Raw genomic sequence first — 25,514 nt, forward strand, 5'->3', positions numbered from 1 at the left:
GGTAAGCGCCCCCCGTCAGCCACGGAGCACCCATGCCAGAGAATTTCATCGCAGAGTTCTATGTGTTCTTCACGATCGTGCTGATCGACGTGGCGCTGGCCGGCGACAACGCAGTCGTGGTGGGCCAGCTCGCGTCGGGACTGCCGAGTGAGCAAAAGCGGCGCGCGATCCTGCTGGGCGTGGTCTTGGCGCTGGTGTTCCGCGTCGCCTTCGCCCTGGTCGCCGTCCAGCTCCTGCAGATCATCGGCCTGCTCCTGGCAGGCGGGCTCCTGCTGCTCTGGGTCTCCTACAAGATGTACCGCGAGCTGCGCGAGGGCAGCCAGGCCGACAATCCCGACGCTCCCCCCGGCTCGGTCGGCCGCAAGACTTTCGCCGCCGCGGCCTTCCAGATCGCGGTCGCCGACGTCTCGATGTCCCTGGACAACGTGCTGGCGGTGGCGGGCGTCGCCCGAGACCACATGACCGCGCTGATCTTCGGCCTGGTCCTGTCGATCGCCCTGATGGGCGTGGCCGCCAACTTCATCGCGCGCTGGATGGAAAAGCATCGCTGGATGGCCTGGGTGGGCCTCCTGATCATCCTGTTCGTCGCCCTGAAGATGACCTACGAGGGCGGCCACGAGGTGCTGGCCGCGCTCTGAGGCGTGCCGGGGCGGTGCCGGATCGCGTCACGGCGATCCGGCGCCCTGCGCCGCCCGGGCCACGCCGACCAGCCGCACCAGTTCCCCGCGCGCCTCTGCGGCGTCGCGGACCAGCCGCTCGAACGGAACCCGGATCAGCTGGCCCTCCCGGCGCAGGTCGGCGCCCTCGGGATCGATCCCGGTCATCGTCCAGCCCTCGCCGGCGGCGCCCAGATGGCGGGCGTAGAGTTGCACCGCGTCGGCATGGTCCGCGTTCATGTGCTCGACCATCCGCGCCTCGGCGGCCGCCAGCGCCTCGCATTCCCGGACATCAAACAGGATGTCGGCGGCCTCTACCCAGAAGATCCGGCCAAAGCCGGCGACCAGGTGCGCCTCGGCGACCTCGACGCGGAACAGGCTGAAATCCCTGAAGCCCGCATAGACCGCCGCGTCCGGATGGCGCCGGACGAAGCGGTCCAGCAGCAGCTTGTCGTCAATGCGGGCCGCTTTGCCCTGGACGGTGGCGCGCGCACCGGTCAAAGGCGAAGCCAGCCCGGCGGTGCCATCGAACAGGAGCGAGATGCGCGGGTCGGCCGCGAGGTTGCGGGTGTGGTCGGCCAGGTCCGAAAGCAGGAGGAGCGGGGCCACATCGTGGCCGACCGCGACGATCGCCAGCGACACGTAGGGAAAGCCGTCCTGGCCGGCCTGGCTGGTGCCGATCGCGACCTTCAGCTGCCGGCGCATCAGGTCGCGGATCAGCTGGCCGGGCGGCGCCGGGGCCAAGTCGTTCGGGCTCATCTCGATCGGCTCCGTCGATCAGGGGCGGGCCCCTTGAGCGGATAAACCAACGCGCTCGAATTGAGGAGGGAAAGTGCCGGTGCTGCAGCGTTATCTGATGGAGGTGCCCGAGCCGGGCGTTCCGGTCCAGCTGGTGGACGGCATCTTCTGGCTGCGTCTCCGGCTGCCCTTCGCCCTGGACCACGTCAACCTGTGGATCCTGGACGACGGTGACGGCTGGACCCTGGTGGATACCGGCTTGGGCGACGCGCCCACCAAGGCGATCTGGGACAGCCTGCTGGGCGGCTTCCTGGCCGGGCGGCCGGTCCGCCGGATCCTCGCCACCCATTTCCATCCCGACCATGCCGGCAATGTCGGCTCCCTGGTCGGCCGGACCGGTGCGGAGCTCCTGATGAGCCGCACCGAATGGCTGACCGCGCGGATGCTGGCGCTGGACACCAGCGAGGACTTTGTCGAGAGCGGGCACCGCTTCGACCTGGCCTGTGCTTTACCCGGGGACCTGCGGGCGCACCGGGCGTCGCGGGGCAACTACTATCGCCGCAATGTCGACCCGGTGCCATATGGCTTCACGCGCCTGAAGGGCGGCGATCGGCTGCGGCTGGCGGGCTCGGAGTTCCAGGTGATCATCGGCGAGGGGCACAGCCCGGAGCAGGTCACGCTGTTCTCAGCCGAACGCAACCTGCTGATCGCCGCCGACCAGGTGCTGCCCTCGATCTCGCCCAATGTCGCGGTCTGGCCGTCCGAGCCGCATGGCGACCCGCTGGGCGGCTTCCAGGCCTCGTTCGAGCGCTATGCCGGGATCGGCGACGAGGCGCTGGTGCTGCCCTCGCACAAGACCCCGTTCACCGGCGTGCAGGCCCGGATCGCGCAGCTGCAAAGCCATCACCAGGAGCGGCTGGAGGCGACGCTTGCAGCCTGCGCCACCTCGCGAACCGCCGCCCAGGTCATGCTTGCCTTGTTTCCCCGCGCCCTGGACATCCACCAGGTCGGCTTCGCCCTGGGCGAGACCCTGGCGCACCTGAACCGGCTGGTCGAGAGCGGCGCCATCCGGCGCACCATGTCCCGGGACGGGGTGAACCTCTACCGGGCCGCCTGAACCGGGCGCCGGCGCTTGTCCCGGTACATGGCCCGGTCCGACACCCGCAGCAGCGTGTCGAGATCGGTGCCCTCCACCGGGAACAGCGCCATGCCGATGCTGACGGTGGTGCTGACCTCGTGGCCGGGGATCGCGTGGGGCAGGGCCAGCAGGCGCTGCAGCCGGTCGCGGACCCGCTCGCCGCTGGCGCGGTCGCCGACCTTGTCCATCACCACCACGAACTCGTCGCCGCCCAGGCGGGCCACGGTGTCGGTCTCGCGCAGGGAGCGCAGCAGCCGGTTGCCGAAGGACTGCAGCAGGTGGTCGCCGGCCTCGTGGCCCAGCCGGTCGTTGACCGCCTTGAAGTCGTCCAGGTCGAAGAAGAACACGCAGCCGCCCTGGCCGGTGCGCCGGGACCTGGCGACCGCGCGCTTGAGCCGGTCCTCCAGGAGCCAGCGATTGGCCAGGCCGGTGAGGCGGTCGTGGGTCGCCACATGGACCAGCCGCCGGTCGTGCTCGCGCTTGCGCGCGGCCCGCTGCAGGCAGGTCACCGCGTGGGCCTGCGCCAAAGGCGAGGCGTCGCCGGCATGGGCGAAGGCCAGCACCGGCAGGCCGGGTGCGATCGACTGCAGGCGCACGAGCCCGTCCAGGCCGTGGGCGTCGGGGGTGGACAGATCCAGCAGCACCGCGCCGACCCCGTGGTCGGCGATCCGCTCGATGGCGTCGGTGAACCGGCTGACCCGGTCCAGCGCACTGGCCTCCAGCCCGGCATGGCGCAGCACCTGCCAGACCTCGGCCGGCACCTCCTGCCCACCGCTCACCAGCAGCACGCGAAACCGCGGTTCGGTGGCGTACCGCTGCATGATGGCTCCTGTCCGGCGGCGGGCCCCGGATGGCCCCTGGACCATCCTCCTATTGCAGCGGTAGCGCGGCAGGGTCGCCGGATCAACAATAACATACTGCGCTAAACTGTTTGAAAACTCCGGTAAAAATCGAACGGAATATGCCGTGGCCGCGCCGGGGGCTTGCCCGGCCTGCACCCAAGGCCGCCGTCCAGGGCCGGCCCGGCCGACGCGGCGGCAGGGATCCGACTTGGCCGACGGAATGGCCTGGATGTGTCGGAAACATTCCAAACTGGCCAGAAATCTGGTAGTTCCCAAACCAACCGTGTCACCCTCTCGCGGGAGAGAGGCGAATGGGTCGTCTCGTCATGCTGTTGGTTCTGGCGGCAGGATTGCCCGGGATCCTGCTGGGCACCGGCCTGGCCGCCCTGGCGTTCGGGCCGCCGCCGATCCTGCCGGACATGGCCGGCTGGACCGTCCCTGGCAGCCCCGTCGCCATGGCCGCCCTGGTCCTGGCGGCCATCGCCCTGATCGCCACCGGCGCGATCGCCCGCGGCCGGATGGCCGCCGCATCCCAGTAATGGCTCTGGCCGGCAGAACGCCCCCGGGTCAGTAGACGTCCTGGCCGCCGTTGACCGGAATCTCGGCGCCGGTGATGTAGGAGACCTGGTCGCTGCAGAGATAGTGCACCACCGCGGCGACCTCTTCCGGCGAGCCCAGCCGCTTCATCGGGATGCGTTCCACCAGCGCATCGGTGCCAGGCGAGAGGATCGCCGTGTTGATCTCGCCCGGGCTGACCGCGTTCACCCGGATCCGCAGATGGGCCAGGTCGGCAGCCAGCTCGCGGGTCAGCGCGGTGAGCGCCGCCTTGGAGGTCGCATAGGCGGTGCCGGCGAACGGATGGACTCGGCTGCCGGCGATCGAGGTGATGTTGACGATCGCCCCTGCGGTCTCGGCAAGCTTGGGGGCCATCTCCCGCGCGAACCAAGCGCAGGAAAAGAAATTGATCGCGAACACCTTCTGGAACACGTCCAGGTCGCTTTCCAGCGCCCCCAGCCGGGCGCCGCTGTCGGCCTTGGGCGAGTAGCCGGCATTGTTGACCAAGGCGTGGATCGGCCCGCCGTCCAGCAGGTCCTCGAGCTCGGCCACGACTTCCGGCAGGCGGGTCAGGTCGGCAAGATCGGCGCAGATATGCATGTGGCGCTCGCCGCGGCCGCATTGCGGCGGCACCGCGTCGCGCGAGCAGGTCACGGCGCGCCAGCCCTGCTTCACGAAATATTTGGCGGTGGCGTGGCCGATGCCCCGCGACGCGCCGGTGATGAAGACGACCTTCTGATCCTGCACGTGACGGCTCCGGACGTGGCGGCACCCGAGCAGATGGCCCGTCGGGCGGGCCTGCGCAAGCGCCGTCGTCCGGCCTGCCACCTCCGGTCGCGGTAAGGCCGGCGTCAGGGGCTGAGCCGGTCGCGGCGCCAGACGCCGCCGTCCCGCACGTAACGCAGCCGGTCGTGCAGCCGGTTGCGCCGGCCCTGCCAGAACTCGAAGTAGAGCGGCTGCACCCGGTAGCCGGACCAGAAGGGCGGACGCGCCGGCTCCGTGCCATGGCGGTTGGCCGCCTCGGCTTCCTGACGCTCCAGCTGCGCGCGATCCTGCACCACCTCCGACTGGCGCGACGCCCAGGCGGCGATCCTGCTACCGAGCGGCCGGCTGGCGAAATAGGCATCCGCTTCCGCCGCCGGGACTTGGCTGACCGGTCCCTCGATGCGGACCTGCCGGTGCAGCACGTCCCACCAGAGCAGGAGTGCGGCCTGCGGGTTGGCGGCGAGCTCCTTGCCCTTGCGGCTCTCCGCGTTGGTGTAGAAGTCGAAGCCTTCCGGGCCGAAATGCTTGAGCAGCACCATGCGCGCCGAAGGCCGTCCATCGCGGTCGACGGTGGCAACGGTCATCGCGTTCGGCTCGACCAGGTTCGCTTGCGTGGCCTCGGTGAACCAGCGGGCGAACAGCGTGATCGGATCGTCGCCCGCCAAGTCCTCGACCAGTTCGGCACGTTCGTAGCTGACCCGCATGTCCTGCGGCTTGGTCATCATCTGGCTCCTGTGCTTCGCCTTCGAGGCGGAGGTGGCGGTGCCGGGCCGATCTGTCCACGGCCAAGCCAGGGTGGCTCCATGGAAAACCGACCGGTTGAGGCCAAACTGGATCTTTTTCCGTTGTTCATCTGGACCTAGCGTCCGGCCCAGGCACAGCATGGGAGTTTGGTGGTGGCGGCCGAGGGCATCCTGTCGATCCAGTCGCACGTGGCCTATGGCCATGTCGGCAACTGCGCCGCGGTGTTTCCGCTGCAGCGGATGGGGTACGAGGTCTGGGCGGTCAACACCGTCCAGTTCAGCAACCATACCGGCTACGGGGTGTGGAAGGGCCACGCCAACAGCGTCGAGCAGATCCGGGAGATCCTGGCCGGCGTGGAGGAGCGCGGCGCGTTCGGCCGCACCCGGGCGGTGGTTTCCGGCTATCTGGGCGATCCGCGCCTGGGCGATGCCGTGCTGGAGACGGTCGCCAAGATCCGCGCCGCGCGGCCAGGCGCGCTGTATGCCTGCGACCCGGTGATGGGCGATGTCGGGCGCGGCTTCTTCGTGCGCCCGGGCATCCCGGAATTCTTCCGCGATCACGCGGTGCCCGCGGCCGACATCGTGACGCCCAACGCGTTCGAACTGGCCTATCTCGCCGGCCGCTCGATCGACAGCCTGGACGACGCGCTGGCGGCGGCCGCGGCGGTGCGGGCGACCGGGCCGTCCCTGGTGGTGGTGACCAGCCTGGAACTGCCGGGAGCGGCCGAGGAGATCCTGGTGCTGGCCGACACGCCCGAGGGCTCCTGGCTGGTGCGCACGCCCAAGCTGCCGCTCGCGGTCAACGGCACCGGCGACGCCACCACCGCCCTGGTGCTCGGCAACCGGCTCGCCACGGAGAACATCCCGCAGGTGCTGCAGCGCTCGGTGTCGGCGATGTACGAGCTGGTGCGCCGCACCCATGAGAACGGCTCGCGCGAGATCGAGCTGGTGGCGGCCCAGGCGGCCTACCAGGATCCCCCGCGCTTGTTCGAGGTGGAGCGGGTGCGGTGAGCGACCAGGGCCTGCCGGAAGCGCTGGCGCGTCGCCGCCCCTCCAGCGAACCGGTCGAGCGGCCCTTGCCGGCGAGCCCGCCGGTCCGTTCGGCACTGGCCGGCGAGCGGGTCCGCCTGGAGCCGCTGGACCCGGAGCGGCATGCCGAGGGCCTGTTCCGGGCCGGCCATGAGGACGGCCAGCCGGAGCGGTGGCGCTTCCTGGCCTACGGCCCGTTCGCCAACGCGGCCGAGATGAAGCCCTGGCTGGTCCGCAGCGCCCTGTCGTCCGACCCGCTGTTCTTCGCGATCTGCGGCCCGGACGGGACGCCGCTCGGCATGTCGGCGTTCCTCAACATCCATCCGGCTGCGGGCTCGATCGAGATCGGCCATCTCTGGTTCGGCGGCGGCCTGCAGCGCCGCCCGGCCGCCACCGAGGCCATCTACCTGATGATCCGCCACGCGATGGAGCTGGGCTATCGCCGGGTCGAGTGGAAATGCGACGCCGCCAACCAGCCCTCGCGCCAGGCGGCCCGCCGCTTCGGCTTCGGCCATGAGGGGGTCTTCTACCGGGCCATGGTGGTCAAGGGCCGCAACCGCGACACGGCCTGGTACTCGATCCTCGACGAGGAGTGGCCCCTGGTGCGGGCCGGCTTCGAGGCCTGGCTGGACCCGGCCAATTTCGACGCTGAAGGCCGCCAGCGGCGCAGGCTGGCGGAGTGCCGCCCGGGCTGACGCCGGACCAGGCACCGACGGTCAGTGCAGGTGATGCCGGCTTCCGGCGTTCTCCCCGGCCAGCCTGGCCGCGCGGAGGTAGAGGTCGGCGCTGGCGTCCAGCAGGCCCTGCAGCCGTGCTGGCAGGCCCGGCACCAGCGGCTGATCCAGGCAGGCCGGATCGCCGTCCAGGTCATGGGGAAGGGGCCGTCCCGCCGAGGCCATTGCCGGCCCGCCGGCCTTGCGGGTCAGCAGCCAGGCGACGACATGGCCAAGCCGGGTGGTGATCCGGTCGATCTCGCGGACATGGGGCAGCTCGCCCGGCGCCACCGCGGGCGCCGCCGGGCGGCTCTCGAGATAGCGCCGCGTCGCATCGACCAGGGCCAGCGCCTCCGCCAGCATCTCGTCGAGCGGGCAGGCAAGGCGAAGCGCCCGATCGTCGTCGTCCTGCGTCATCGATAGGTCCCGTGCAGCTGCCCCGGCGGGACGCTGCCGCCGGGAGCGGGACCGGTCAACGGCTGGCGGTGTAGAATTGCTGCGCGGGCGTACCCGAGAACAAGAACGAGGGGGCGAGCGCGATGCGGCTGCCCGGCAGATCGCGCCGCAGCGGGATCAGGCTGCCGGGCGCGCGCTCGACCGCCACACCCTCAGGCGCTTCCAGGGCCGCCAGCAGCACCCCGCCGCGGGCCAGCGCCCGGGCGCGAAGGTCCCCAGGCTCCCCGACGCTGGCCGGGGCCGGCTCCCGGCCGGGATCGGCGAAGGCGGTGCGCAACTCGTCCTGGCTCCAGCCGCGATGCTGGGCCTGCAGCTTCTCGACCCTGGCCAGATAGGCCTGGCCGCGCTCCGGGTCGCGGCTGTGATAGGCGGCCACCGCCCGGCTCCAGCTGCCGCGCTCGTCGAACAGCTCCTTCAGGAAGGCGGTGCCGTAGGCGACGTTGCGGATCGGGTCCAGCGCCTCCTCGATCGTGCGGAAGGCGTCCGGGTGCCAGTGCAGGTTGATCTGCATGCAGCCCACGTCGATGTTGCGCCGCCCCTCGGCCTGCAGCCGGCGCACCATCGCAATCGCCGCCTCCCGGCTGGGCGCATACCAGGCCTCCTTGCCCGAGGTGACTGTCCAGGGCCAGGGATAGCTGCGGCGGTGCTTGCGGCTCCACCGCCCGGTCTCGGCGAGCATGATCCCGGTGACCATGCCCTCGGGCAGGTCGGCCAGCCGCTCGGCACGATCTGCCGCGTTCAGGCACAGGGCGGCAGTTCTTGCCGGGTCCTCCTCGCCGGCGGCATCGTCTGGCCAGGCGAATGCCGGGGCTAGCAGGCCGATCAGCACGAGGAGGAGGGGGCGCAGTCTGGTCATGGCCCGGGATCTTGCAATCGCCGGGCCAGGGGCGGGACATGCGGCCGGCCTCGCCCTATTCGGCGGCCAGGAGCGCCTCGCCGGCGCCATTGGCCAGGAGGAGGGCGCCCAGCCGCTCCACCAGAAGCCGCGCCAGGCCTGGCAGGTGCTCGCGCGAGACCTGGTTGGCGGGGCTGTGCGGGAAGAACAGGTCGCGGCGCAGCTCGATCTGCAGCGCATGGACCCGCCGGGCCGGACGGCCATGCCGCTCGGTGATCCAGCCGCCGGCGAACGGGCGGTTGCGCGCCACGCTCAGGCCGCCGCCGCGCAGCACCCGCTCGGCCTCCGCCACCAGCTCCGCGCCGCAGCTGCGGCCGTAGCGGTCGCCCAGCACCACGTCCGCCATCCCCGGAAGCCCGGCGCCTGGGGCAGGCATCGAGTGGCAGTCCAGGAGCAGGACCTGACCGAACATGCCGGAAAGGCGGCGGCATTCGGCCGCCAGCGCCAGGTGGTAGGGCAGGTGGACCGTCTCGATCCGCTGGGCGATCTCGGCATGGGCGAGGCGGCGCTGGTGGACCCGGCGCTCGCCAAGCCGGGTCGGCACCACGCCGAGCCCGGCCTGAACCCGCAGCGAGCGGCGCGGGCGCTGGCCGGACGGGATGCCGGAGATCGCCGCCTCGTCCAGCTCCTGCGGATCGCGGTTCAGGTCGATCCAGGCGCGGCTCCAGCGGGCGCGCAGCAAGGTGGCACCGCTCTGCACGCCCGGAGCGAACAGCTCGTGGACCGGTCCGTCGTTCAGAACCGGCAGCATGTCCTCGGCCAGGCCCAGGCGCAGCCGTTCCTCGACCGGGTAGTGGCGGCCGCTGTGCGGGGACGAGATCAGGACCGGCAGGGCAGGCCCGGCGGGGCGCACGAGCACGAACGGGTCGGTCATCTTGTCCACCTGCTGGGCCTGCCGGATGCAACCACGACCCGCCGCCGGCCACAACGCCCGACGACAGAACCATGATAAACGCACGCCCCTCTTGCCAGGGGGCGCGACAGGCGCTATCCGCACGCCACGCCAAGCGGTACGGGCGCGTAGCTCAGCGGTAGAGCACTACGTTGACATCGTAGTGGTCACAGGTTCGATCCCTGTCGCGCCCACCATCTCCTTATCTGAACATCGACGCAGTGGTCTCGCCTGGGGCGGGAGCCGGAAGCTCGCCATCACGCCTGTCGCGCCGGCTTCATCCGGCGACCGTCATGGCTGGGCCGACAGTGGCGCCTCGATGCCGGGCATGTCGGGCAGGTGGGTTGCCGGGGCCACCGCGAGCGAGCGGGGGCGGTCCAGCAGCAGGCCGAACGTCAGCACGAGGGCGAAGACCAGCAGGCAGATCCGACCGGAGAGGGGCATGACGGCTCATCCTGGCGACGGGCGGCCCGCGGGCCGGAATGCCGTCGACACCGCGATTGTGGTGGTCCAGGCCGACCACTCGCTGTGACTCTCGTCACCGCAGCCCTGACCTGCGGATCGGGCATGGGCCGGTTGTGGCCGAGATGCCGCTGGACCTGACCCTGGACACGCCATCGTCACCTCGCCTCCATGCTGAGGGCGCCTCGCCGCGACCTGCCGGCACAGGGTCGGCCGCGATCTTGCCGCCCGGCCCGTTCGGCTCTAGGGACGATCATCGCTGCCAGAAGTTGAGATTTCGTTGACGTCCTCTTTTCCCGATGCACCGGAAGCCGCCCTGGCGGAGGATCTCGCGGAGCGGCCCGACGCGCCGGCGCCGCCCGGCCGGCCGGCCGTCACCGCCGCGGTCTGCCGCGGGGTGCTGCGCCATCTGGTCCAGGCAGGCCACGCCCCGCTGGTCGAGATGCCGCTGCCCGACGGACGTCGCGCCGACATCATGGCGCTGGGCCCGGACGGACGGATCACGATCATCGAGATCAAGTCCTGCCCGGCCGACTACCTGACCGACCGGAAATGGCAGGCCTATGCAGCGTTCTGCGACCGGTTCGGCTTTGCGGTCGCCGCCGACTTCCCGCTGGACCTCCTGCCGCCGGAGCCGGGCATCCTGGTCGCGGACGCGTACGACGCTGCTGAGATCCGGCCGCTGCAGGACTTCACCCTGGCGTCTGCCCGCCGCCGGGTCCTGCACCTGCGCTTCGCCCGCCTGGCGGCGCTGCGCACCCTTGGGGCGGCCGACGCGCTGGCGGGCTAGTTCCACACGGCCTCCGACGTTGCTCCGGCGAGGTGTTCGCTGTATGTTCTCGACATGCAGCAAGTTCACAAGGGACGTGGCGCCACGCTCAATCCGGCTGGCCGCTTCGAGCGGCACGGCCAGGAGATCGTGGACGATGGCTGGGGCACCATCGAGGAGGTAATGGCGGCGCCCGGGCCCGCGACCACGGTGCAGCCGGACCGCTCGCGCACGGTGATCGCCCGCAACGATTCGCCCGACATCGGCTTCGACGCCTCGATCAATCCCTATCGCGGCTGCGAGCATGGCTGCATCTACTGCTATGCCAGGCCCTTCCATGCCTTTCTGGGCCTCTCGTCGGGCACCGACTTCGAGACGCGGATCTTCGCGAAGAACGATGCCGCAAAGATGCTGCGGGCCGAACTGGCGCGGCCGGGCTACCGGCCGGAGCCGATCGCCTTGGGCGCTGCCACCGATCCCTACCAGCCGGTCGAGCGGCGGCTCCGGATCACCCGCTCGATCCTGGAGGTGCTGGCGGACGCGCGCCATCCGGTCGGGATCGTCACCAAGTCGGCCGGCGTGGTCCAGGACATCGACCTGCTCCAGCGGCTGGCCGGGGACGGCCTGGTCCGGGTACAGATCTCGGTCACCACGCTGGATCCCGAGCTGGCGCTGGCGATGGAGCCGCGCTGTTCGGCGCCGGCCAACCGGCTGCGCGCGATCCGGACGCTCGCCGCGGCCGGCATCCCGGTGGGCGTCAACGTGGCGCCGGTGATCCCGGGCCTCACCGACACCGAGATCGAGGCGATCGTTGCAAGGGCTGCCGAGGCCGGGGCGGACGCGGTGTTCTGGACCATGGTGCGGCTGCCCTTCGAGGTGAAGGACCTGTTCCGGGCCTGGCTGGAAACCCACCGGCCGGGGCGGGCCGAGCATGTGCTGTCGCTGATCCGCCAGGCGCGGGGCGGCCGGCTGAACGACCCGGATTTCGGCAGCCGGATGCGCGGCGAGGGGCCTTACGCCCGGCTGATCGCCGACCGCTTCCGGCTGGCGATGGTAAGGTACGGGCTGGCGCGCCGGCGGATGCCGCCGATGCGCGTCGACCTGTTCCGCCCGCCAGAGCCCTCGGGCCAGCTCAGCCTGTTCTGAACGGGATGTGGGCCGGTGGGGGGCCTGCGGCCTCGACGCGCCGCGCCCGAGCGCCTATCTGGCGCAGGTCATCCGCCGGGCGGTTACCGGCTTTGCGATGGCCGGAACGAGGGAGCAGCCTGATTGGCACCGGATGACCTGGCCGTGGCCGCGGGAGACCGCGGCTCTTCCCGCAGCCATACCATGTTCACCCGGGAAGCCTGGGCGGGCCTGCGCGCCAACGTCCCGCTGACGCTGTCCGACGAGGACCTGGCCGGGCTGCGCGGCATCACCGACATCGTGTCGCGCGCCGATGTCGAGGAAATCTACCTGCCGCTCACCCGGCTCCTGAACCTGCACGTCTCGGCGGCGCGCGGCCTGACCCGGGTGACCGACGACTTTCTCGGCCGGCTGGCGATCCGGCGGCCCTACATCATCGGGGTGGCGGGCAGCGTCGCGGTGGGCAAGAGCACGTTCGCCCGTGTCCTGCGCGCCCTGCTCGCCAAGTGGCCGGACCATCCCACCGTGGAGCTGGTCACCACCGACGGCTTCCTTTTGTCCACCGCGACCCTGGAAGAGCGCGGCCTGATGGACCGCAAGGGCTTCCCGGAAAGCTACGACCTGCCGCAGATGATCGCGTTCTTGGCCAGCGTGCGCGCCAACATGCCCGAGGTGCAGGCGCCGATCTATTCGCACGAGGCCTATGACGTCCTGCCCGACCGGTTCCAGACGGTGCGCCGGCCGGACATCCTGATCTTCGAGGGGCTGAACGTGCTGCAGCTCTCCTCCGGCGGGATGAACCGGGGCGGCTCGGTGGTGGCCTCCGACTTCTTCGACTTCTCGATCTATCTGGACGCCGACGAGGCCGACATCGAACGCTGGTACATCGAGCGCTTCCTGGTCCTGCAGCGCACGGTGTTCCAGCGGCCGAGCTCCTATTTCCACCACTTCCGCAACCTGAGCGAGAGCGAGGCGGTCGAGGTGGCGCGCGGCATCTGGCGGCGGGTCAACCTGGTCAACCTGCGCAGCAACATCCTGCCGACCCGCAGCCGCGCCAGCCTGATGATGCGCAAGCGCCAGGACCATGCGATCACCCAGCTCTGGCTGCGCGAGGCCTGAGCCCTGGGGAAGGGGCCGGGAGGGGCTGCGTCCCCGCACGGCGTTGACGGGAGGACCCGGCGGCGGCCAGATCCCGCCGTCGTGAAGGCGAGGGCGGGGTCGGCATGCTAGGATCCTGGCCCCAGGGTAAGGGGAGCGGGACGATGGCTGCCGCAAGCGAACAGGATCTGAAGCCCACCTGCCGGGTGGTCCGGGCGGGCGCCGCCTTCACCGGCAAGCAGGCGCTGTCCTACGCGCCGGCGATCTCGGCCGAATCGGTCGGGGCCAGGGGCATCCACCTGCAGCTCGTGACGATCCCCCCGGGCGGCAAGGCCAAGCCGCACAAGCACGCGGCGCACGAGACCGCGCTCTATGTGCTGAGCGGGCGCTCGGGCATGTGGTTCGGGGAGAAGCTGGAGGAGCATGTCGCCGCCGAGGCGGGCGACTTCCTCTACATCCCGGCCGACATGCCGCACCAGCCCTACAACGCCAGCGACAGCGAGGACTGCGTGGCGCTGATCGCGCGCACCGATCCCAACGAGCAGGAGAGCGTGATCCTGCTGCCCGAGCTGGACGAGGCCCACCGCTAGAGCGGAGCCGTCCGGATCGCCTTGGCGGTCATCCAGGCGTCACCGAGCCCCGCTACCCGCAGCGCCGATCACAAAGCGTGACAAGGGGGATTCGATGCGGTTCCTGACTTCCTGCCTGCTGGCCGGGGTGGCGAGCTTCAGCATTGCGGGCGGTGCCTCCGCTTCCGAGCAGGTCGCCGCCGAACTGGCCGGCCATGCGGTGCTGCCGGCGATGACCATGCTGCCGCCGCCCGCCGACGCGCCGCAGATGTTCCAGATCTCCGGCAAGTTCGCCGGCCCGGCCGGGGTGCGGGTCGATGCGCCCAACAGCGTGGACGGCGTGAGCAAGGCCGGCGACCAGGTCCGCCCCACCGGGCTGACCTTCCCGCTGGTCGGCCAGCCGGTCCAGGGCTTCTCCGGCATCCGCGCACTGGGCGACGACCGCTTCCTGACGCTCACCGACAACGGCTTCGGCTCCAAGGCGAACTCGCCCGACGCCCTCTTGATGTTCCACGAGCTTCAGGCCGACTGGGAGGAGGGCCGGCTTCGCCGGACCGACACCGTGTTCCTGCACGACCCGGACAAGGTGGTGCCGTTCAGGATCACCACCGAGGCCACCGACGAGCGCTACCTGACCGGCGCCGACTTCGACCTGGAAAGCATCCAGCCGGTGGGCGACAGCTACTGGATCGGCGAGGAGTTCGGGCCCTACCTGATCGAGGTCGACCAGGACGGCAAGGTGCTGAGCCTGGTCGAGACCCTCGTGGACGGGAATGCGGTGCGCTCCCCGGACCATCCCGGCGTGCTGACCCCGCCGTCGCCGGGGCCCGTCGACTTCCAGGTGAAGCGGTCCAAGGGCTTCGAGGGCATGGCGGTGTCGCCGGACGGCAAGCTGCTCTACCCGCTGCTGGAAGGCCCCCTGGTCGACGCCCAGGGCAGCCCGGAGAAGCACGAGGGCAAGGAGGCGCTGCGGATCCTGGAGTTCGACACCGCCGCGAAGGAGTGGACCGGGCGGTCCTGGCTCTACCCGCTGGAGGCCGACGGCCACGCCATCGGCGACTTCAACATGATCGACGAGAGCCGCGGGCTGATCATCGAGCGCGACAACCTGGAGGGCGACCCCAAGGATGCCTGCCAGGGCGAGGTGACGGAGACCTGCATCGCCAAGCCGGCCTCGTTCAAGCGCGTCTACCTGGTCGAGCTCGGCGAGCCGGGCCAGGCGGTGCGCAAGATCGCGCATCTGGACCTGATGGACATCGACGACCCGAACGGCCTGGCGCGACTGGGCGGCGGCGACGGCAAGTTCAACTTCCCGTTCTTCACCATCGAAAACGTCGACATGGTCGACGAGAACCACATCGTGGTGGGCAACGACAACAACCTGCCGTTCTCGGCCGGGCGCTCGGTGAACGAGGCCGATTCCAACGAGCTGATCCTGCTCGAGGTCGGCGACTTCCTCCAGCGGAGGTGATGCGGGGTTGATCGCGCCCCCGCCTCCCGGCAAACCGTGGCGACGCTGCAGTGTTCGGGAGGCGGGACGCGATGACGAAGCTCAAGGTCGGGATTCTGGGGGCGGCCCGGATCGCCACCACCAAGGTCATCCCGCCGATGCGGGGCTGCCACTATGCCGAGCCGGTGGCAATCGGCTCGCGCAGCCTGGAGAAGGCGCAGAAGGCCGCGGCGGAACTCGGCCTGGCCAAGGCCTATGGCTCCTATGAGGAACTGCTGGCCGATCCCGAGATCGACCTGATCTACAACCCGCTGCCCAACCACGAGCACGTGCCGTGGACGATCAAGGCGGCCGAGGCCGGCAAGCATGTGCTGTGCGAGAAGCCGCTCGGCATGACCGAGGCCGACGCGCAGCGGCTCCTGGAGGTGCGCGACCGCACCGGCAAGGCGATCCAGGAAGCCTTCATGGTCCGCACCCACCCGCAATGGCACAAGGCGCGCGCCCTGGTCGAACGCGAGATCGGCGAGCTCAAGGCGATCACCGGGCATTTCTCCTACCACAATGTCGACCCGGCCAATGTCCGCAACGTCAAGGAATGGGGCGGCGGCGGGATGCTCGACATCGGCTGCTACCCGATCACCACCAGCCGGTTCGTGACCGGGATGGAGCCGAAGCGGGTGGCGGCGGTGATCGAGAACGACCCCACCACCGGGATCGACCGGCGCGGCTCGGTGATCATGGATTTCGGCCCGTTCACCGCGACCTTCACCTACGGCACCCAGATGGCGCCGCGGCAGACCATGTCGTTCGTGGGCGACAAGGGCTGGGTCGAGGTCGAGATCCCGTTCAACGCGCCCAACGACCGGCCCTGCCGCCTCTATCTGGACAAGGGCGAGCTGCGCCAGGACGAGCGCCAGCTGATCGAGGTGCCGACCTGCGACCAGTACGGCATCATGATGGACGCGTTCGCCAAGGCGATCCTGGACGGCCACCAGCAGCCGGTGCCGCTGGAGGACAGCATGAAGAACATGCGGGTGATCGACGCGGTGTTCCGCGCGGCCGAGCATGGACGGTGGGAGGAGGTCGCGGCGGGCTGATCCGCCGCGAAAGCCCGGGGGCCATGGCATGCTGACGCTCCACGACTACCTGCCGTCGGGCAACGGCTACAAGGTGCGCCTGCTCCTGCACCAGCTGGGCATCCCGTTTCGGCTGGTGGAGCACGACATCCTGCAGGGCGGGACCCGCGACCCGGACTTCCTGGCGCTCAACCCGAACGGGCGCATCCCGCTCCTGCAGCTGCAGGACGGGTCGCTGCTGGCCGAGAGCGGCGCGATCCTGTGCTACCTGGCGCTGGACAGCGCGCTCTGGCCGGCCGAGCGGTTCGAGCGCGCGCTGACCCTGCAATGGCTGTTCTTCGAGCAGAACAGCCATGAGCCGGCCATCGCGGTGGCGCGCTTCTCGCGGATGCGCCCGGACGGACCGCACCGGGCGGATCTCCCTGGCCTGCTGGAGCGCGGCCACGCGGCGCTGGCGGTCATGGAGCGGCACCTGGCCGGGCGGAGCTACTTCGTCGCCGAGCGCTACGGGATCGCCGACATCGCCCTCTACGCCTACACCCACGTGGCCCATGAAGGCGGCTTCGACCTGGCAGGCTACCCGAACGTGCGGGCCTGGCTGGAGCGGGTGGCGGCGCAGCCAGGCCATGTGCCGATCACCTGGAAGCCCAACTGAGCCGGCGGCAGAAGAGGCTGGTCATCGTGGCGGGGCGCTCCAGTTAAGCCCGGACAGGCCAACCGGAGCAGGCTCTTGAACCCAGAAGCGATCCTCGAGCACCGGATCTTCCAGCTGGTGCGCGACTTCATCGCCCAGCTGCCGCAGTTCCTCCTGGCGCTGGCGATCCTGGTGGTCACCTGGGCGGTGGCCCGCTACGGCAGCCGGCTGCTGATGCGGGGCCTGGGACACACCAAAGTCCGCCGCTCGCTGGCCGACGTGCTGGAGAAGCTGGTCGCGATCATGATCTGGCTGGGCGGGCTGCTGCTGGCCTCGGTGGTGGCGTTTCCGACGCTCACGCCCGGCCGGGTGATCACCGCGCTGGGCCTGGGCTCGATCGCGATCGGCTTCGCCTTCAAGGACATCCTGGAGAACTTCCTGGCCGGGATCCTGATCCTTTACCGGGAGCCGTTCCGCCTGGGCGACTATGTGGAATGCGCCGGGATCGAGGGGCGGGTCGAGGAGATCACCATCCGCGACACCCATATCCGCCAGACCGACGGGCAGCGCGTGGTGGTGCCGAACGCCACGCTCTACCGCGACCCGGTCTGGGTGCTGACCGACCAGGACACCCGCCGGACCACCATCATCTGCGGGATCGCCTATGGCGAGGACGTGGACCGGGCGCGCGAGGTGATCCAGGCGGCGGTGACGCCCTTGCCGAGCGTGCGCGACGACCGCGAGGTCCAGGTGTTCGCCCAAGCCTTTGGCGAGAGCAGCATCGACTTCGAGGTGACCTGGTGGACCGGTGCCAAGCCGATCGACATCCGCCGCTCGCGCGACCAGGTGGTGGCCGCGGTCAAGCGCGCCCTGGACGAGGCCGGCATCGAGATCCCGTTCCCCTACCGGACGCTCACCTTCAAGGAGCCGCTGGCGCTGACAAGGGCCCGGGACGAGGGGCAGGAGTAGCGCGGCTCACGCCAGCTTGACGCGGATCTCCTTGGAGAGGAGCCACTGGCCCTTGTGGCCGAAATGGTTGCCGTCGAAGAACAGATGGGTGCTGGCGGAGCCGGCCTTGTCGGCCTCGGTCAGGTTGGTGAAGCCGAAGCGGGCCGGCTCGCGGAAGATGTATTCGACCCGCCCGTACAGATCGACGATGTCGATGTTGCCATAGGCGCTGGCCAGGCTGGAGATGAACCAGTTCCATTCCTTGACCCGGCCGCGCACGCTGGTGGTGGAGAGCGGGTTGCGGCTCCAGTCGTGGATGCGGCACAGGACCAGCCGGCGCCCGCCGCTGGTGACGCCATGGCCGATCAGGCGCTCGACCTGCTCGCGGTACTGGAACATCGGGCGGGACAGCGACTTGGTCAGCTTGACGTCGTTGTAGCCCATGTAGATCACCGTCCGGTCGGGGATCTCCTTCGGGCGGTGGTTGGCGACCCAGATGTCGACCTGGCGGTCGAGGGTCCGCGCCGAGTTGTAGCCCTCCACGGTGGCGCCGGATTCGGCGAGGTTGACCAGGAGCCTGGCCCGGCCGCCGGCATGGATCTGGTCGGCCCAGCTGGCGACCCCCTCCCGGTAGGAGCGGGTGTAGCTGTCGCCGAACGCCACGAAGCTGCGCAGCTTGGTCTCGGCGGCCCGAAGGTCCAGCGTGGTGGCGGCGGCAGCGGCGCCGCCCAGCAGGCCCAGCGCCCGGCGCCGGTTCACGATCGTCATGGCTTGGCTCCTCCCTGGCCGGGGCCACCATCCCAGCCACACCAACACCCGGCAAGCATTGGCGGTGTCGCGGCGACGGGCCGGCGTCAGCCGAGCTTGCGCCGGATCTCCTTGGCGATGATCGCCTGGCCGCGCCGGCCCAGATGGTTGCCGTCCAGGTAGAGATAGTTGCGGGCGGAGAGCGACTTGTTGGGGTCGGTGACGTTGACCAGGCCGTAGGCGCGCTTGTTCTTGAACACGTCGTCGAACCGGGAGAACAGGTCGACCACCACGACGTTGCGGCGCCCGGACGCCACCCCGCGCACGAACTTGTTCCAGGCCTTGATCCGGTCGCGGGCGTTGGTGTGGACGGCGGGGTTGCGGCTGCGGTCGTGGAGCAGGCAGAGCAGCAGCCGCCTGGAGCCCTTGGTCACGCCCTGGTCGATCAGCCGCTCGACCTGCTGCCTGTACTGGTGCATCGACCCGCTGAGCGAGCCGTGCAGCTTCATGTCGTTGTAGCCCATGTAAACCACGGTCCGGTCGGGCAGGCCCTTGCGCCGGTGATGGGCCAGCCACTTGTCGACCTGGCGGTCCAGGGTGCGCGGCCGGTTGGTGCCGACCGCGGTGGCGTTGGATTCGCCGAAATTGGCGAGCACCTTCACCACCCGCTCGGAGTGGAGCTGGTCGGCCCAGCTCGGCACGCCGGCCCGGTAGGAGCGGGTGTAGCTGTCGCCGAACGCCACCAGCGTCCGGCGGGAAGCCGCCTCCGCCTCGTCCGGCGCCAACGCCACGGCCGCGGCCAGGCCGCCGAACAGGCCGAACAGCCCGCGCCGGGAAATCTCTGTCATCACGTCGTCCTCAACCAGCCGCAGCCGGGCCGTTCCGCGCGGGGCGAAGGTTGACGAACGGACATGTTTCGACAAGCCGAATCCGGCGAAAACGGCGAGGAAGCCGCGCCGCCGGGTCTAGCGCGCCGCAGGCGCCATGCTGTCCTGCGGCGCCAGCAGCGAGGCGTCGTAATGGGCCAGCAGGTCGGCCGGGTCCTGGAAGATCTGCCGGCAGCCGGCCTCGGTCAGCTCGTCCTCGGCAAAGCCGCCGCACAGCACCCCGATGGTGGCGATCCCGGCCTTGGCGGCGGCACCGGCGTCATAGGGCGAATCGCCGATCACCACCGCCGCGGCGGGCGAGATGCCCAGCTGGTCCAGGGCCGCCTCGAAGATGTCGGGGAACGGCTTGGAGCGCTCCGCATCGGCCGAGCAGGTCTCCTCGTCGACCAGGTCCTCGATCCCGGCGGCCTTCTTGAACACCGCCAGCTCCTCGGGCTTGGAGGAGGAGGCCAGCGCCACCCGGCCGCCATCGGCCTGGATGCGCAGGAACAGCTCGCGGACCTTGGGGAACGCCTTCACGCGCGGCATGTAGGCGCGCTTGAACAGGTCGGCGCGGAACTTCTCCATGTCGGCGCCATGCCGGTCGACCACCTTGGCAGGCAGCAGGGCCGGCATCAGCTGGTCGCCGCCCTTGCCGATCTGGGAGCGGATCAGGTCGTAATCGATGTCGTGGCCAAACCGGGCGAAGGTGCGCTGCCAGGAGGCGGCGTGCAGGTCCACGGTATCGATCAGGGTGCCATCCATGTCGAAGATGACGGCAGCGGTCATGGGGCAGGTCCCGTTGGGTAACGTCAGGGCGGCACAAGTGGTCCAAACTCCCGATGCCGCCGATTGTTCCCTCCATTCTTGCTCAAACCGTCCGCATCGCGCAGCAAAAATTGCCGGCGGCGACCGGCAGCCGGGAACAGGGAGCCGATCGTGAACATCACCCCTGGTCTGGTGGGCCGCGAGCAGGCGCTCATCGACCTTGTCACCACGACCTTCACCGCCGCGGAGGGGCCGGATGAAGGCGAGCTGGTCGGCAGCCTGGTCCGTGACCTCCTCGCGAATACGCCGATGGAGGACATCCGCGGATTTTGTGCCGAGGAGGAGGGCGATGTCATCGGGGCAGCGTTGTTCACCCGCCTGACCTACCCGGCGGACCCGCATGTGGTTTTCCTGCTGTCCCCGATGGCCGTGGCGTCCCATCGTCAGCGGCAGGGTGTCGGACAGGCCTTGCTCACCAGCGCCCTGCATGCGCTCCGTTCCGAGGGTGTCCAGGTCGCGATCACCTATGGCGACCCGGACTTTTACCGGGGGGTCGGATTCGCGCCGATCACCGAAGAACAGGCCCGGCCGCCCCTGCCGCTCAGCTTTCCCCACGGATGGATCGGACAGTCGCTGGCGGGTGAGGCGATGCCGGACCTCCAAGGACCATCGACCTGCGTCGGCGCATTGAACCGAAGCGAGGTCTGGTGAAGCACCCTCGGGGCTGGCCTCTCCGGGGCGAGGACGGCGGTCACAGCGAGAGGCGGAAATCCGTGAAGCCGATCCACACCGTTCGCGACCAATCCCAGATTTTTTGTTTTATACCGGATGGCTTCGCCGAACCCGCCCGGCCACCGGCATAGGTATATATTCAAATATGGGGTCGATGCAAGCGCCATCCGGCCGTCAGGTGCCGCGATGGGCCGACGATCCCTTGGGCGGGAAGGCCAGGGTGCCGGCGAGCGCCGCCCGCTCCGCTTCGGTGAAGTCGGGGAAGGGCAGCCGGCCGTCGCTTCGCCAGGCGTCGACCTCGGCATGGACCTCCTCGATCCGCTCCGGGTCCAGGCCGTTCTCGCGGCCGAGATAGATGGTCTGCGCCGGCAGGGCGAATCTGGCGCCGGACTGCTCGACGATGTCCTTGATGCGGAAGTTCAGGTCCTCGCGGATCCCCAGCGATTCGGCGTAGTCGCTGGAGGTGATGTAGGCGAACACGTCCAGCTTCAGCGCGGTGTGCGCGTATTCGGTGAAGCGGATCCGGGCCGCGTCCGGGCTGACGCGCGGGTGGCGGACCAGCATCTCGCGGATCTTGGCCAGGATGAAGCGCATCTGCTCGGTGGTGGTCTCGTAGCGCAGCGCGATGGACGGGTTGAACAGCATCTGGTCGCGCCGGGTGAAGTTGACGATCTGCATCTGGGAGAACTCGGCGTTCGGCACGGTGATCAGGGTGCGGTCGAGGCCGCGCACCCGGGTCGAGCGCAGCCCGATCTCCTCGATGGTGCCCATCTTGTCGCCGAACACGCAGAACTCGCCGACCCGCACCGCCTTGTCGGCGAACAGCACGAAGCCGGCGATCACGTTCTCCATGGTCGGCCGGACCGCCAGCGCGATCGCCAGGCCGGTGACGCCGACGCCGGCCAGGAGCGGGCCCACCGGGATGCCGATCGTGTCGGCGGCGTGGACCGCGATGTAGAGGACGCCGAAGATCCCCAGAAGCTTGAAGGACAGGCGGATCAGCTGCGCGTCCAGGCTGAGCGGGCGGCGGTTCTGGGCGTGGATGATCGTCTCGCCGATCCGGGTCGAGACCAGGAAGGCCAGCCAGGCGGCCGCCGCAAAAGTCAGGACCTGGGCCGCGACGGTGGCGGCGACCAGGATGCCGCCGGTCAGGCGCAGCCAGTCGGCGAACACATGGTTCAGCCAGAACGCCACAATCATGGCGCCCACCGCTGCGGCCGGCTGGCCCAGCCGCAGGGCCGGCACGACATGGGTCAGCCGCCGGTCGGCGCGCAGCCCGAGCCAGGCCATCAGCGCGATGCCGGGCGCGGCGACCGCCACCACCAGCAGCAGGGCGCACCACTTCCAGAGCGGCTCGCCCAGCACCATGCGGTAGGCGGGGGCGGGCAGGTTCTTGATCCAGGTCGCCACCGAGGTGATCACGCTCTGGCCGGGCCCGATCCGGTAGGCGTCGTAGGCGCCGGGAATGGCATGGGGACCCGGCAGCACCTCCAGGTCCTGGACGCGCCGGAAGAACTGGGGAAGGCTGGCGACGGTCTCCTGGCTGAACAGGAACGCGGCCGGCCGGTTGCCGACCTGCACGCGCTCCAGGAACAGCTCGGTCTGCGGGATCCGCCAGCTCTGGATCTGGCCGGTCGCCACCGCCTCGGCGTCCGGCACCTGGTCCAGGGGCGGCAGCTCGATCCGCTGCAGGATCCCCTGAAGCTGGAAGGCCAGCTCGATGCCGCGCTCGCGCCGGTTGGCCTGGGGAAGATGGCTGAGGTCCATGGTGCCGAGCGCCCGCGCCAGCGGCGCCTCGGCCAGCGTCGCGCTCTCGCCGACATACCAGTCGCTGACCGCCTCGTGGAAATTGTCGAGGAAGCTTTGCAGCGTCGCGCGCGGGCTGCTGGTGTCGGGCGGGCTCAGCGGGCCGGGGGCGGACTGCGCCAGGGCCGCCAGGGGCAGCAGGACCAGGACAGCCGTCAGCGCGACCAGCCAGCGGCGAACGAACAGACGCAACGACCTTCTCCCGCATCGCGGCGTCCCTGCCGCGCCCTTTCCACTAGCGGAGCGATGTCGTTTCAGGAACCCGTGCGGGCGCCGCCCTGGCACCCGGGAGTGCCGACATGGCGCAGCGTGAGGTTGATGCGCCCGCCGCCCGGGACCAGGCCGGAGCTTCCGGGAATGATCCGGTCGACGCCGTGGAAGGCCAGCCGTGCCGTGCCGCCCATCACCAGGACGTCGCCGCTTTTCAGGCGGATCGAGCGGGTCGGGTCGCCACGCTCCCGGCCGCCGATCCGGAACACCGCCTCGTCGCCCAGCGACACCGAGACGACCGGGGCGGCGAAGTCATGCTCGTCGCGGTCCTGGTGGAGGCCCATCCGGGCGCTGCCCCGGTAGAGATTGACCAGGCAGGCCTGGGCGGGAAGGGCGGGCGGGGCGTGCTCGGCCCACAGATCCAGCAGCACGGGCGGGATCGGCGGCCAGGGCTTCCCGCTGTCCGGGTGGGCCGGCTGGTAGCGGTAGCCGCGGCGGTCCGACACCCAGCCGAGCGGGCCCAGATTGCTCATCCGCACCGAGAACGGCCGGTTCCAGCGCGGCGTGGTCGGCTGGAACCAGAACTGGTCGCCGATCGCGGAAAGGATTTGGTCCAGCAGGTCCCGGCAGGCCGCCTCGTCCAGGCGGCCCGGCAGGTGGACGAAGCCGTCGGGCAGGCCGGCAGGCGGCTCCGTCCCGGCCATGGTCAGGCCTGGGGCTTGCCGCCGAACAGGACCTTCTTCTCCTGCTCGCTCATCGGCTGGCCGATCGACGGGTTGACCTTGGGGCCCTGCTCGTAAGCGCGCTCGGTGGCCGGGCGGGCCTTGATCTTGCCAAACCAGCGCTGCAGGTGCGGGAAGTCCTCCAGCTTCTGGCCCTGGTTCTCGTAGGGGACGATCCAGGGATAGGAGGCCATGTCGGCGATCGAGTACTCGCCGGCCAGGAACTCGCGGTCGGCCAGGCGCTTGTCGAGCACGCCGTAGAGACGGGCGGTCTCCTTGACGTAGCGGTCGATGGCGTAGGGGATCTTCTCGGGCGCGTACTTGTTGAAGTGATGGTTCTGCCCGGCCATCGGCCCCAGGCCGCCCATCTGCCAGAACAGCCACTGCAGCACGTCGTAGCGCCGCGCCGGGTCGGTCGGCAGGAAGCGGCCGGTCTTCTCCGCCAGATAGACCAGGATGGCACCGCTTTCGAACACCGAGATCGGCTCGCCGCCGCCGATCGGGTCATGGTCGACGATCGCCGGCATCCGGTTGTTGGGGGCGATCTTCAGGAAGTCCGGCTTGAACTGGTCGCCGGCGCCGATGTTGACCGGCTTGATCCGGTAGGGGAGGCCGACCTCCTCCAGGAACATGGTGACCTTGTGGCCGTTCGGGGTCGGCCAGTAGTGCAGATCGATCATGAGGCGGCATTCCGTGGATGGAGGTCCTGGTCCTGACGTGGGTGTCCGAGCGGGGTCGAACAACCATGCGCCTTGCGGTAAACGGCCAAGGCGCCTCAGCGGCGCTTGAGGACGCTGGCGTCCACCAGCCGGCCGAACACCATGCCGATCACCGCGCCGATGGTGATGGCGGTGGCCATCGGCCGGGCGGTGCCGTCATGGAGGATGCCGACCAGGCTGGAGGCGGCGGCGGCCAGGGAGAACTGCACGGTGCCGAGCAGCGCGGAGGCCGCGCCGGCGCGATCGGGGAACGAGGCCATGGCGATCGCGGTGGTGTTGGGCATCAGCAGGCCCAGGCTGGCGATCACCAGGAACAGGGGGATCAGGGTCAGGACGAGGCTGTGCACGCCGCTCCAGGCGACCGCCAGCAGGACCATGCAGGCGGCGACCTGCACGATGCCGGCGGTGCGGATCATCCGGGTGGGATCGACCTTGCGGGCGATCCGGGCGTTGACCTGGGAAACGATCACGAAGCCCATGGCGTTGGCGCCGAACACCCAGCCGAAATGGCGCTCGGGAATGCCGTAGAGCTCGATCAGCACGAACGGCGCGCCGGCGATGTAGGCGAACATCCCGGCGATCGCGCAGCCGCCGGCCAGGGCCGGCATCAGGAAGCGCCGGTCGACCAGCAGGCCGGCATAGGTGGCCAGCACCGAGGCCGGGCGGATCGAGCGGTGCATGGCGGGCGCCAGGCTCTCCGGCAGGCGGACGATCACCGCCAGCAGGCAGCCGCCGGCGAACAGCGCCAGGAACCAGAAGATCGACTGCCAGCCGACCGAGACCAGCAGCTGGCCGCCGACCAAAGGCGCCAGGATCGGCGCCAGCCCCACCACCAGCATCAGGGCTGCGAACACCGAGATCGCCTCGCTGGCCGGGAACAGGTCGCGCACCACCGCCCTGGCGATCACCACCGAGGCGCAGGCGGCCAGGCCCTGGACGAAGCGCAGCACCGCCAGCGCGCCGATGGTGGGCGCCATGGTGCAGGCGATCGAGGCGGCCACGAACAGGACCAGCCCGACCATCAGCGGGCGGCGGCGGCCATAGCTGTCGGCCAGCGGCCCCCAGAAGGCCTGGCCCAGGGCGAAAGCCAGGAAGAACGCCGCCAGCGTGGTCTGCACATGGCCGATATCGGTGCGGAACACCTCGGACAGGGTCGGGAACGCCGGCAGGTACATGTCGATGGCCAGCGGGCCGAAGGCGGTGAGCGAGCCGAGGATGATGATGAACTCGGTCCGGCGGCCGGCCAGGGCCGACGTCGACGTCACGTTCGGTTGCACGGGCACTTCTGTCGAAACTGGATATTGGCTGGAGAAGCTAGACCGATCGGCCCTACAGGACCACCCATGCCGCCATGGGGGCAGACCTGCGCCGCCGTGGCGGCCGGGCCGCCT

The 25,514-nt window shown here is 70.1% G+C and carries 29 protein-coding genes and 1 tRNA gene; 15 read left to right on the forward strand and 15 right to left on the reverse strand.

Features of this window, described 5'->3' with window-relative positions:
• The first annotated feature begins 32 nt into the window (after nt 1-32).
• Nucleotides 33-638, forward strand: a complete 606-nt coding sequence (locus tag GEMRO_RS0119690) for a YjbE family putative metal transport protein (protein ID WP_035485665.1) — start codon at nt 33-35, stop codon at nt 636-638.
• A gap of 27 nt (nt 639-665) precedes the next feature.
• Here GEMRO_RS0119690 and GEMRO_RS30675 read toward each other — a convergent pair whose 3' ends face one another.
• A complete protein-coding gene (locus tag GEMRO_RS30675; RefSeq protein WP_035485667.1) occupies nt 666-1,415 on the reverse strand; it encodes a HugZ family pyridoxamine 5'-phosphate oxidase in 750 nt (249 codons plus the stop codon).
• Between the two features lie 79 nt (nt 1,416-1,494).
• Between GEMRO_RS30675 and GEMRO_RS0119700 the strand changes: the two genes are divergently transcribed.
• Nucleotides 1,495-2,511 (forward strand): MBL fold metallo-hydrolase, encoded by a 1,017-nt coding sequence (locus tag GEMRO_RS0119700; protein WP_157505651.1) that lies wholly within the window; start codon nt 1,495-1,497, stop codon nt 2,509-2,511.
• Here GEMRO_RS0119700 and GEMRO_RS32860 read toward each other — a convergent pair.
• Nucleotides 2,496-3,353: a diguanylate cyclase domain-containing protein gene (locus GEMRO_RS32860; RefSeq protein WP_027135387.1), complete on the reverse strand. Its 858-nt coding sequence runs from the start codon at nt 3,351-3,353 to the stop codon at nt 2,496-2,498. The genes GEMRO_RS0119700 and GEMRO_RS32860 overlap by 16 nt on opposite strands.
• Nucleotides 3,354-3,685: 332 nt before the next feature.
• Here GEMRO_RS32860 and GEMRO_RS0119710 point away from each other — a divergent pair, with 332 nt between their 5' ends.
• On the forward strand, nt 3,686-3,913 hold the full coding sequence (locus GEMRO_RS0119710) for a hypothetical protein (RefSeq protein ID WP_157505653.1): 228 nt from the start codon (nt 3,686-3,688) through the stop codon (nt 3,911-3,913).
• Nucleotides 3,914-3,941: 28 nt separating this feature from the next.
• On the opposite strand, the gene GEMRO_RS0119715 is transcribed toward GEMRO_RS0119710, so the two are convergent.
• On the reverse strand, nt 3,942-4,676 hold the full coding sequence (locus tag GEMRO_RS0119715; protein WP_027135389.1) for an SDR family NAD(P)-dependent oxidoreductase: 735 nt from the start codon (nt 4,674-4,676) through the stop codon (nt 3,942-3,944).
• Between the two features lie 104 nt (nt 4,677-4,780).
• On the reverse strand, nt 4,781-5,416 hold the full coding sequence (pdxH, locus tag GEMRO_RS0119720; RefSeq protein WP_027135390.1) for a pyridoxamine 5'-phosphate oxidase: 636 nt from the start codon (nt 5,414-5,416) through the stop codon (nt 4,781-4,783).
• Nucleotides 5,417-5,590: 174 nt separating this feature from the next.
• Between pdxH and pdxY the strand changes: the two genes are divergently transcribed.
• Together pdxY and GEMRO_RS0119730 are read left to right on the forward strand one after the other, a co-directional pair.
• Nucleotides 5,591-6,448, forward strand: a complete 858-nt coding sequence (gene pdxY / locus GEMRO_RS0119725) for a pyridoxal kinase PdxY (RefSeq protein ID WP_205625026.1) — start codon at nt 5,591-5,593, stop codon at nt 6,446-6,448.
• Nucleotides 6,445-7,161 carry a GNAT family N-acetyltransferase gene (locus GEMRO_RS0119730; RefSeq protein ID WP_240476723.1) on the forward strand — a complete coding sequence of 239 codons (717 nt, stop codon included), beginning with the start codon at nt 6,445-6,447 and terminating at the stop codon, nt 7,159-7,161. Before pdxY ends, GEMRO_RS0119730 begins: the two co-directional genes overlap by 4 nt.
• A 21-nt stretch (nt 7,162-7,182) precedes the next feature.
• Here GEMRO_RS0119730 and GEMRO_RS0119735 read toward each other — a convergent pair whose 3' ends face one another.
• Genes GEMRO_RS0119735 through GEMRO_RS30690 form a run of 3 tightly spaced genes read right to left on the reverse strand, consistent with a single transcriptional unit; the run spans nt 7,183 to nt 9,404 of the window.
• Entirely contained in the window at nt 7,183-7,596 is a 414-nt protein-coding gene (locus tag GEMRO_RS0119735) for a DUF1465 family protein (RefSeq protein WP_027135393.1), read from the reverse strand.
• A 55-nt stretch (nt 7,597-7,651) separates the two neighbouring features.
• Complete coding sequence (locus GEMRO_RS30685; RefSeq protein WP_051329263.1) at nt 7,652-8,491, reverse strand: lytic transglycosylase domain-containing protein; 840 nt, start codon at nt 8,489-8,491, stop codon at nt 7,652-7,654.
• Between the two features lie 55 nt (nt 8,492-8,546).
• Entirely contained in the window at nt 8,547-9,404 is an 858-nt protein-coding gene (locus GEMRO_RS30690) for an N-formylglutamate amidohydrolase (RefSeq protein WP_035487610.1), read from the reverse strand.
• A gap of 140 nt (nt 9,405-9,544) precedes the next feature.
• On the opposite strand from GEMRO_RS30690, the gene GEMRO_RS0119750 reads away from it, so the two are divergent.
• Nucleotides 9,545-9,619 (forward strand) — tRNA-Val (locus tag GEMRO_RS0119750).
• Between the two features lie 94 nt (nt 9,620-9,713).
• On the opposite strand, the gene GEMRO_RS34375 is transcribed toward GEMRO_RS0119750, so the two are convergent.
• Nucleotides 9,714-9,866: a hypothetical protein gene (locus GEMRO_RS34375; RefSeq protein ID WP_157505654.1), complete on the reverse strand. Its 153-nt coding sequence runs from the start codon at nt 9,864-9,866 to the stop codon at nt 9,714-9,716.
• A 298-nt stretch (nt 9,867-10,164) separates the two neighbouring features.
• Between GEMRO_RS34375 and GEMRO_RS0119765 the strand changes: the two genes are divergently transcribed.
• The 8 genes from GEMRO_RS0119765 (at nt 10,165) to GEMRO_RS0119800 (ending at nt 17,574) form a co-directional block, all read left to right on the forward strand.
• Nucleotides 10,165-10,674 (forward strand): MmcB family DNA repair protein, encoded by a 510-nt coding sequence (locus GEMRO_RS0119765; RefSeq protein ID WP_027135394.1) that lies wholly within the window; start codon nt 10,165-10,167, stop codon nt 10,672-10,674.
• Nucleotides 10,675-10,728: 54 nt separating this feature from the next.
• Entirely contained in the window at nt 10,729-11,799 is a 1,071-nt protein-coding gene (locus tag GEMRO_RS0119770) for a PA0069 family radical SAM protein (RefSeq protein WP_035485668.1), read from the forward strand.
• Nucleotides 11,800-11,982: 183 nt separating this feature from the next.
• Nucleotides 11,983-12,897, forward strand: coding sequence for a type I pantothenate kinase (coaA, locus tag GEMRO_RS0119775; protein ID WP_027135396.1), 915 nt, complete (start codon nt 11,983-11,985; stop codon nt 12,895-12,897).
• Between the two features lie 143 nt (nt 12,898-13,040).
• A complete protein-coding gene (locus GEMRO_RS0119780; RefSeq protein ID WP_035485670.1) occupies nt 13,041-13,466 on the forward strand; it encodes a cupin domain-containing protein in 426 nt (141 codons plus the stop codon).
• Between the two features lie 94 nt (nt 13,467-13,560).
• The gene (locus GEMRO_RS0119785; RefSeq protein ID WP_027135398.1) at nt 13,561-14,916 is read left to right on the forward strand and encodes an esterase-like activity of phytase family protein; all 1,356 of its coding nucleotides are present in this window, start codon (nt 13,561-13,563) and stop codon (nt 14,914-14,916) included.
• A gap of 71 nt (nt 14,917-14,987) precedes the next feature.
• Nucleotides 14,988-15,992, forward strand: a complete 1,005-nt coding sequence (locus GEMRO_RS0119790; RefSeq protein WP_027135399.1) for a Gfo/Idh/MocA family protein — start codon at nt 14,988-14,990, stop codon at nt 15,990-15,992.
• 28 nt (nt 15,993-16,020) lie between these two features.
• On the forward strand, nt 16,021-16,626 hold the full coding sequence (locus GEMRO_RS0119795; RefSeq protein ID WP_027135400.1) for a glutathione S-transferase family protein: 606 nt from the start codon (nt 16,021-16,023) through the stop codon (nt 16,624-16,626).
• Between the two features lie 75 nt (nt 16,627-16,701).
• Nucleotides 16,702-17,574 carry a mechanosensitive ion channel family protein gene (locus GEMRO_RS0119800; RefSeq protein ID WP_027135401.1) on the forward strand — a complete coding sequence of 291 codons (873 nt, stop codon included), beginning with the start codon at nt 16,702-16,704 and terminating at the stop codon, nt 17,572-17,574.
• 6 nt (nt 17,575-17,580) lie between these two features.
• Here the strand turns inward: GEMRO_RS0119800 and GEMRO_RS0119805 are convergent, their stop codons facing one another.
• From GEMRO_RS0119805 to GEMRO_RS0119815, 3 genes are all read right to left on the reverse strand, one after another.
• On the reverse strand, nt 17,581-18,321 hold the full coding sequence (locus GEMRO_RS0119805) for a GDSL-type esterase/lipase family protein (protein ID WP_027135402.1): 741 nt from the start codon (nt 18,319-18,321) through the stop codon (nt 17,581-17,583).
• 86 nt (nt 18,322-18,407) lie between these two features.
• Complete coding sequence (locus GEMRO_RS0119810) at nt 18,408-19,148, reverse strand: GDSL-type esterase/lipase family protein (RefSeq protein WP_027135403.1); 741 nt, start codon at nt 19,146-19,148, stop codon at nt 18,408-18,410.
• 117 nt (nt 19,149-19,265) lie between these two features.
• Nucleotides 19,266-19,955, reverse strand: coding sequence for an HAD family hydrolase (locus GEMRO_RS0119815; protein ID WP_027135404.1), 690 nt, complete (start codon nt 19,953-19,955; stop codon nt 19,266-19,268).
• A gap of 150 nt (nt 19,956-20,105) precedes the next feature.
• Here GEMRO_RS0119815 and GEMRO_RS0119820 point away from each other — a divergent pair, with 150 nt between their 5' ends.
• Nucleotides 20,106-20,645: a GNAT family N-acetyltransferase gene (locus tag GEMRO_RS0119820; RefSeq protein WP_027135405.1), complete on the forward strand. Its 540-nt coding sequence runs from the start codon at nt 20,106-20,108 to the stop codon at nt 20,643-20,645.
• 195 nt (nt 20,646-20,840) lie between these two features.
• Here GEMRO_RS0119820 and GEMRO_RS0119825 read toward each other — a convergent pair whose 3' ends face one another.
• From GEMRO_RS0119825 to GEMRO_RS0119840, 4 genes are all read right to left on the reverse strand, one after another.
• On the reverse strand, nt 20,841-22,664 hold the full coding sequence (locus tag GEMRO_RS0119825) for a mechanosensitive ion channel family protein (RefSeq protein ID WP_027135406.1): 1,824 nt from the start codon (nt 22,662-22,664) through the stop codon (nt 20,841-20,843).
• Nucleotides 22,665-22,726: 62 nt separating this feature from the next.
• Complete coding sequence (locus GEMRO_RS0119830; RefSeq protein ID WP_027135407.1) at nt 22,727-23,386, reverse strand: alpha-ketoglutarate-dependent dioxygenase AlkB family protein; 660 nt, start codon at nt 23,384-23,386, stop codon at nt 22,727-22,729.
• Between the two features lie 2 nt (nt 23,387-23,388).
• Nucleotides 23,389-24,084 carry a glutathione binding-like protein gene (locus GEMRO_RS0119835; protein ID WP_027135408.1) on the reverse strand — a complete coding sequence of 232 codons (696 nt, stop codon included), beginning with the start codon at nt 24,082-24,084 and terminating at the stop codon, nt 23,389-23,391.
• Nucleotides 24,085-24,179: 95 nt separating this feature from the next.
• Entirely contained in the window at nt 24,180-25,388 is a 1,209-nt protein-coding gene (locus GEMRO_RS0119840; RefSeq protein WP_205625027.1) for a Bcr/CflA family multidrug efflux MFS transporter, read from the reverse strand.
• Nucleotides 25,389-25,514: the final 126 nt, after the last annotated feature.

The organism is Geminicoccus roseus DSM 18922, assembly GCF_000427665.1.
GTDB classification, from domain to species: domain Bacteria; phylum Pseudomonadota; class Alphaproteobacteria; order Geminicoccales; family Geminicoccaceae; genus Geminicoccus; species Geminicoccus roseus.

What these genes read in the sequence shown, in the direction of transcription:
- GEMRO_RS0119835 (WP_027135408.1), bottom strand. Translation starts at nt 24,084, where the DNA reads ATGATCGATCTGCACTACTGGCCGACCCCGAACGGCCACAAGGTCACC.
- coaA (WP_027135396.1), top strand. Translation starts at nt 11,983, where the DNA reads ATGTTCACCCGGGAAGCCTGGGCGGGCCTGCGCGCCAACGTCCCGCTG.
- GEMRO_RS30685 (WP_051329263.1), bottom strand. Translation starts at nt 8,491, where the DNA reads ATGACCAGACTGCGCCCCCTCCTCCTCGTGCTGATCGGCCTGCTAGCC.
- GEMRO_RS0119830 (WP_027135407.1), bottom strand. Translation starts at nt 23,386, where the DNA reads ATGGCCGGGACGGAGCCGCCTGCCGGCCTGCCCGACGGCTTCGTCCAC.
- GEMRO_RS0119790 (WP_027135399.1), top strand. Translation starts at nt 14,988, where the DNA reads ATGACGAAGCTCAAGGTCGGGATTCTGGGGGCGGCCCGGATCGCCACC.
- GEMRO_RS30675 (WP_035485667.1), bottom strand. Translation starts at nt 1,415, where the DNA reads ATGAGCCCGAACGACTTGGCCCCGGCGCCGCCCGGCCAGCTGATCCGC.
- GEMRO_RS0119785 (WP_027135398.1), top strand. Translation starts at nt 13,561, where the DNA reads ATGCGGTTCCTGACTTCCTGCCTGCTGGCCGGGGTGGCGAGCTTCAGC.
- GEMRO_RS34375 (WP_157505654.1), bottom strand. Translation starts at nt 9,866, where the DNA reads ATGCCCCTCTCCGGTCGGATCTGCCTGCTGGTCTTCGCCCTCGTGCTG.
- GEMRO_RS0119735 (WP_027135393.1), bottom strand. Translation starts at nt 7,596, where the DNA reads ATGACGCAGGACGACGACGATCGGGCGCTTCGCCTTGCCTGCCCGCTC.
- GEMRO_RS32860 (WP_027135387.1), bottom strand. Translation starts at nt 3,353, where the DNA reads ATGCAGCGGTACGCCACCGAACCGCGGTTTCGCGTGCTGCTGGTGAGC.
- GEMRO_RS0119805 (WP_027135402.1), bottom strand. Translation starts at nt 18,321, where the DNA reads ATGACGATCGTGAACCGGCGCCGGGCGCTGGGCCTGCTGGGCGGCGCC.
- GEMRO_RS0119710 (WP_157505653.1), top strand. Translation starts at nt 3,686, where the DNA reads ATGGGTCGTCTCGTCATGCTGTTGGTTCTGGCGGCAGGATTGCCCGGG.
- GEMRO_RS0119810 (WP_027135403.1), bottom strand. Translation starts at nt 19,148, where the DNA reads ATGACAGAGATTTCCCGGCGCGGGCTGTTCGGCCTGTTCGGCGGCCTG.
- pdxH (WP_027135390.1), bottom strand. Translation starts at nt 5,416, where the DNA reads ATGACCAAGCCGCAGGACATGCGGGTCAGCTACGAACGTGCCGAACTG.
- GEMRO_RS30690 (WP_035487610.1), bottom strand. Translation starts at nt 9,404, where the DNA reads ATGACCGACCCGTTCGTGCTCGTGCGCCCCGCCGGGCCTGCCCTGCCG.
- GEMRO_RS0119770 (WP_035485668.1), top strand. Translation starts at nt 10,729, where the DNA reads ATGCAGCAAGTTCACAAGGGACGTGGCGCCACGCTCAATCCGGCTGGC.
- GEMRO_RS0119780 (WP_035485670.1), top strand. Translation starts at nt 13,041, where the DNA reads ATGGCTGCCGCAAGCGAACAGGATCTGAAGCCCACCTGCCGGGTGGTC.
- GEMRO_RS0119815 (WP_027135404.1), bottom strand. Translation starts at nt 19,955, where the DNA reads ATGACCGCTGCCGTCATCTTCGACATGGATGGCACCCTGATCGATACC.
- GEMRO_RS0119690 (WP_035485665.1), top strand. Translation starts at nt 33, where the DNA reads ATGCCAGAGAATTTCATCGCAGAGTTCTATGTGTTCTTCACGATCGTG.
- GEMRO_RS0119795 (WP_027135400.1), top strand. Translation starts at nt 16,021, where the DNA reads ATGCTGACGCTCCACGACTACCTGCCGTCGGGCAACGGCTACAAGGTG.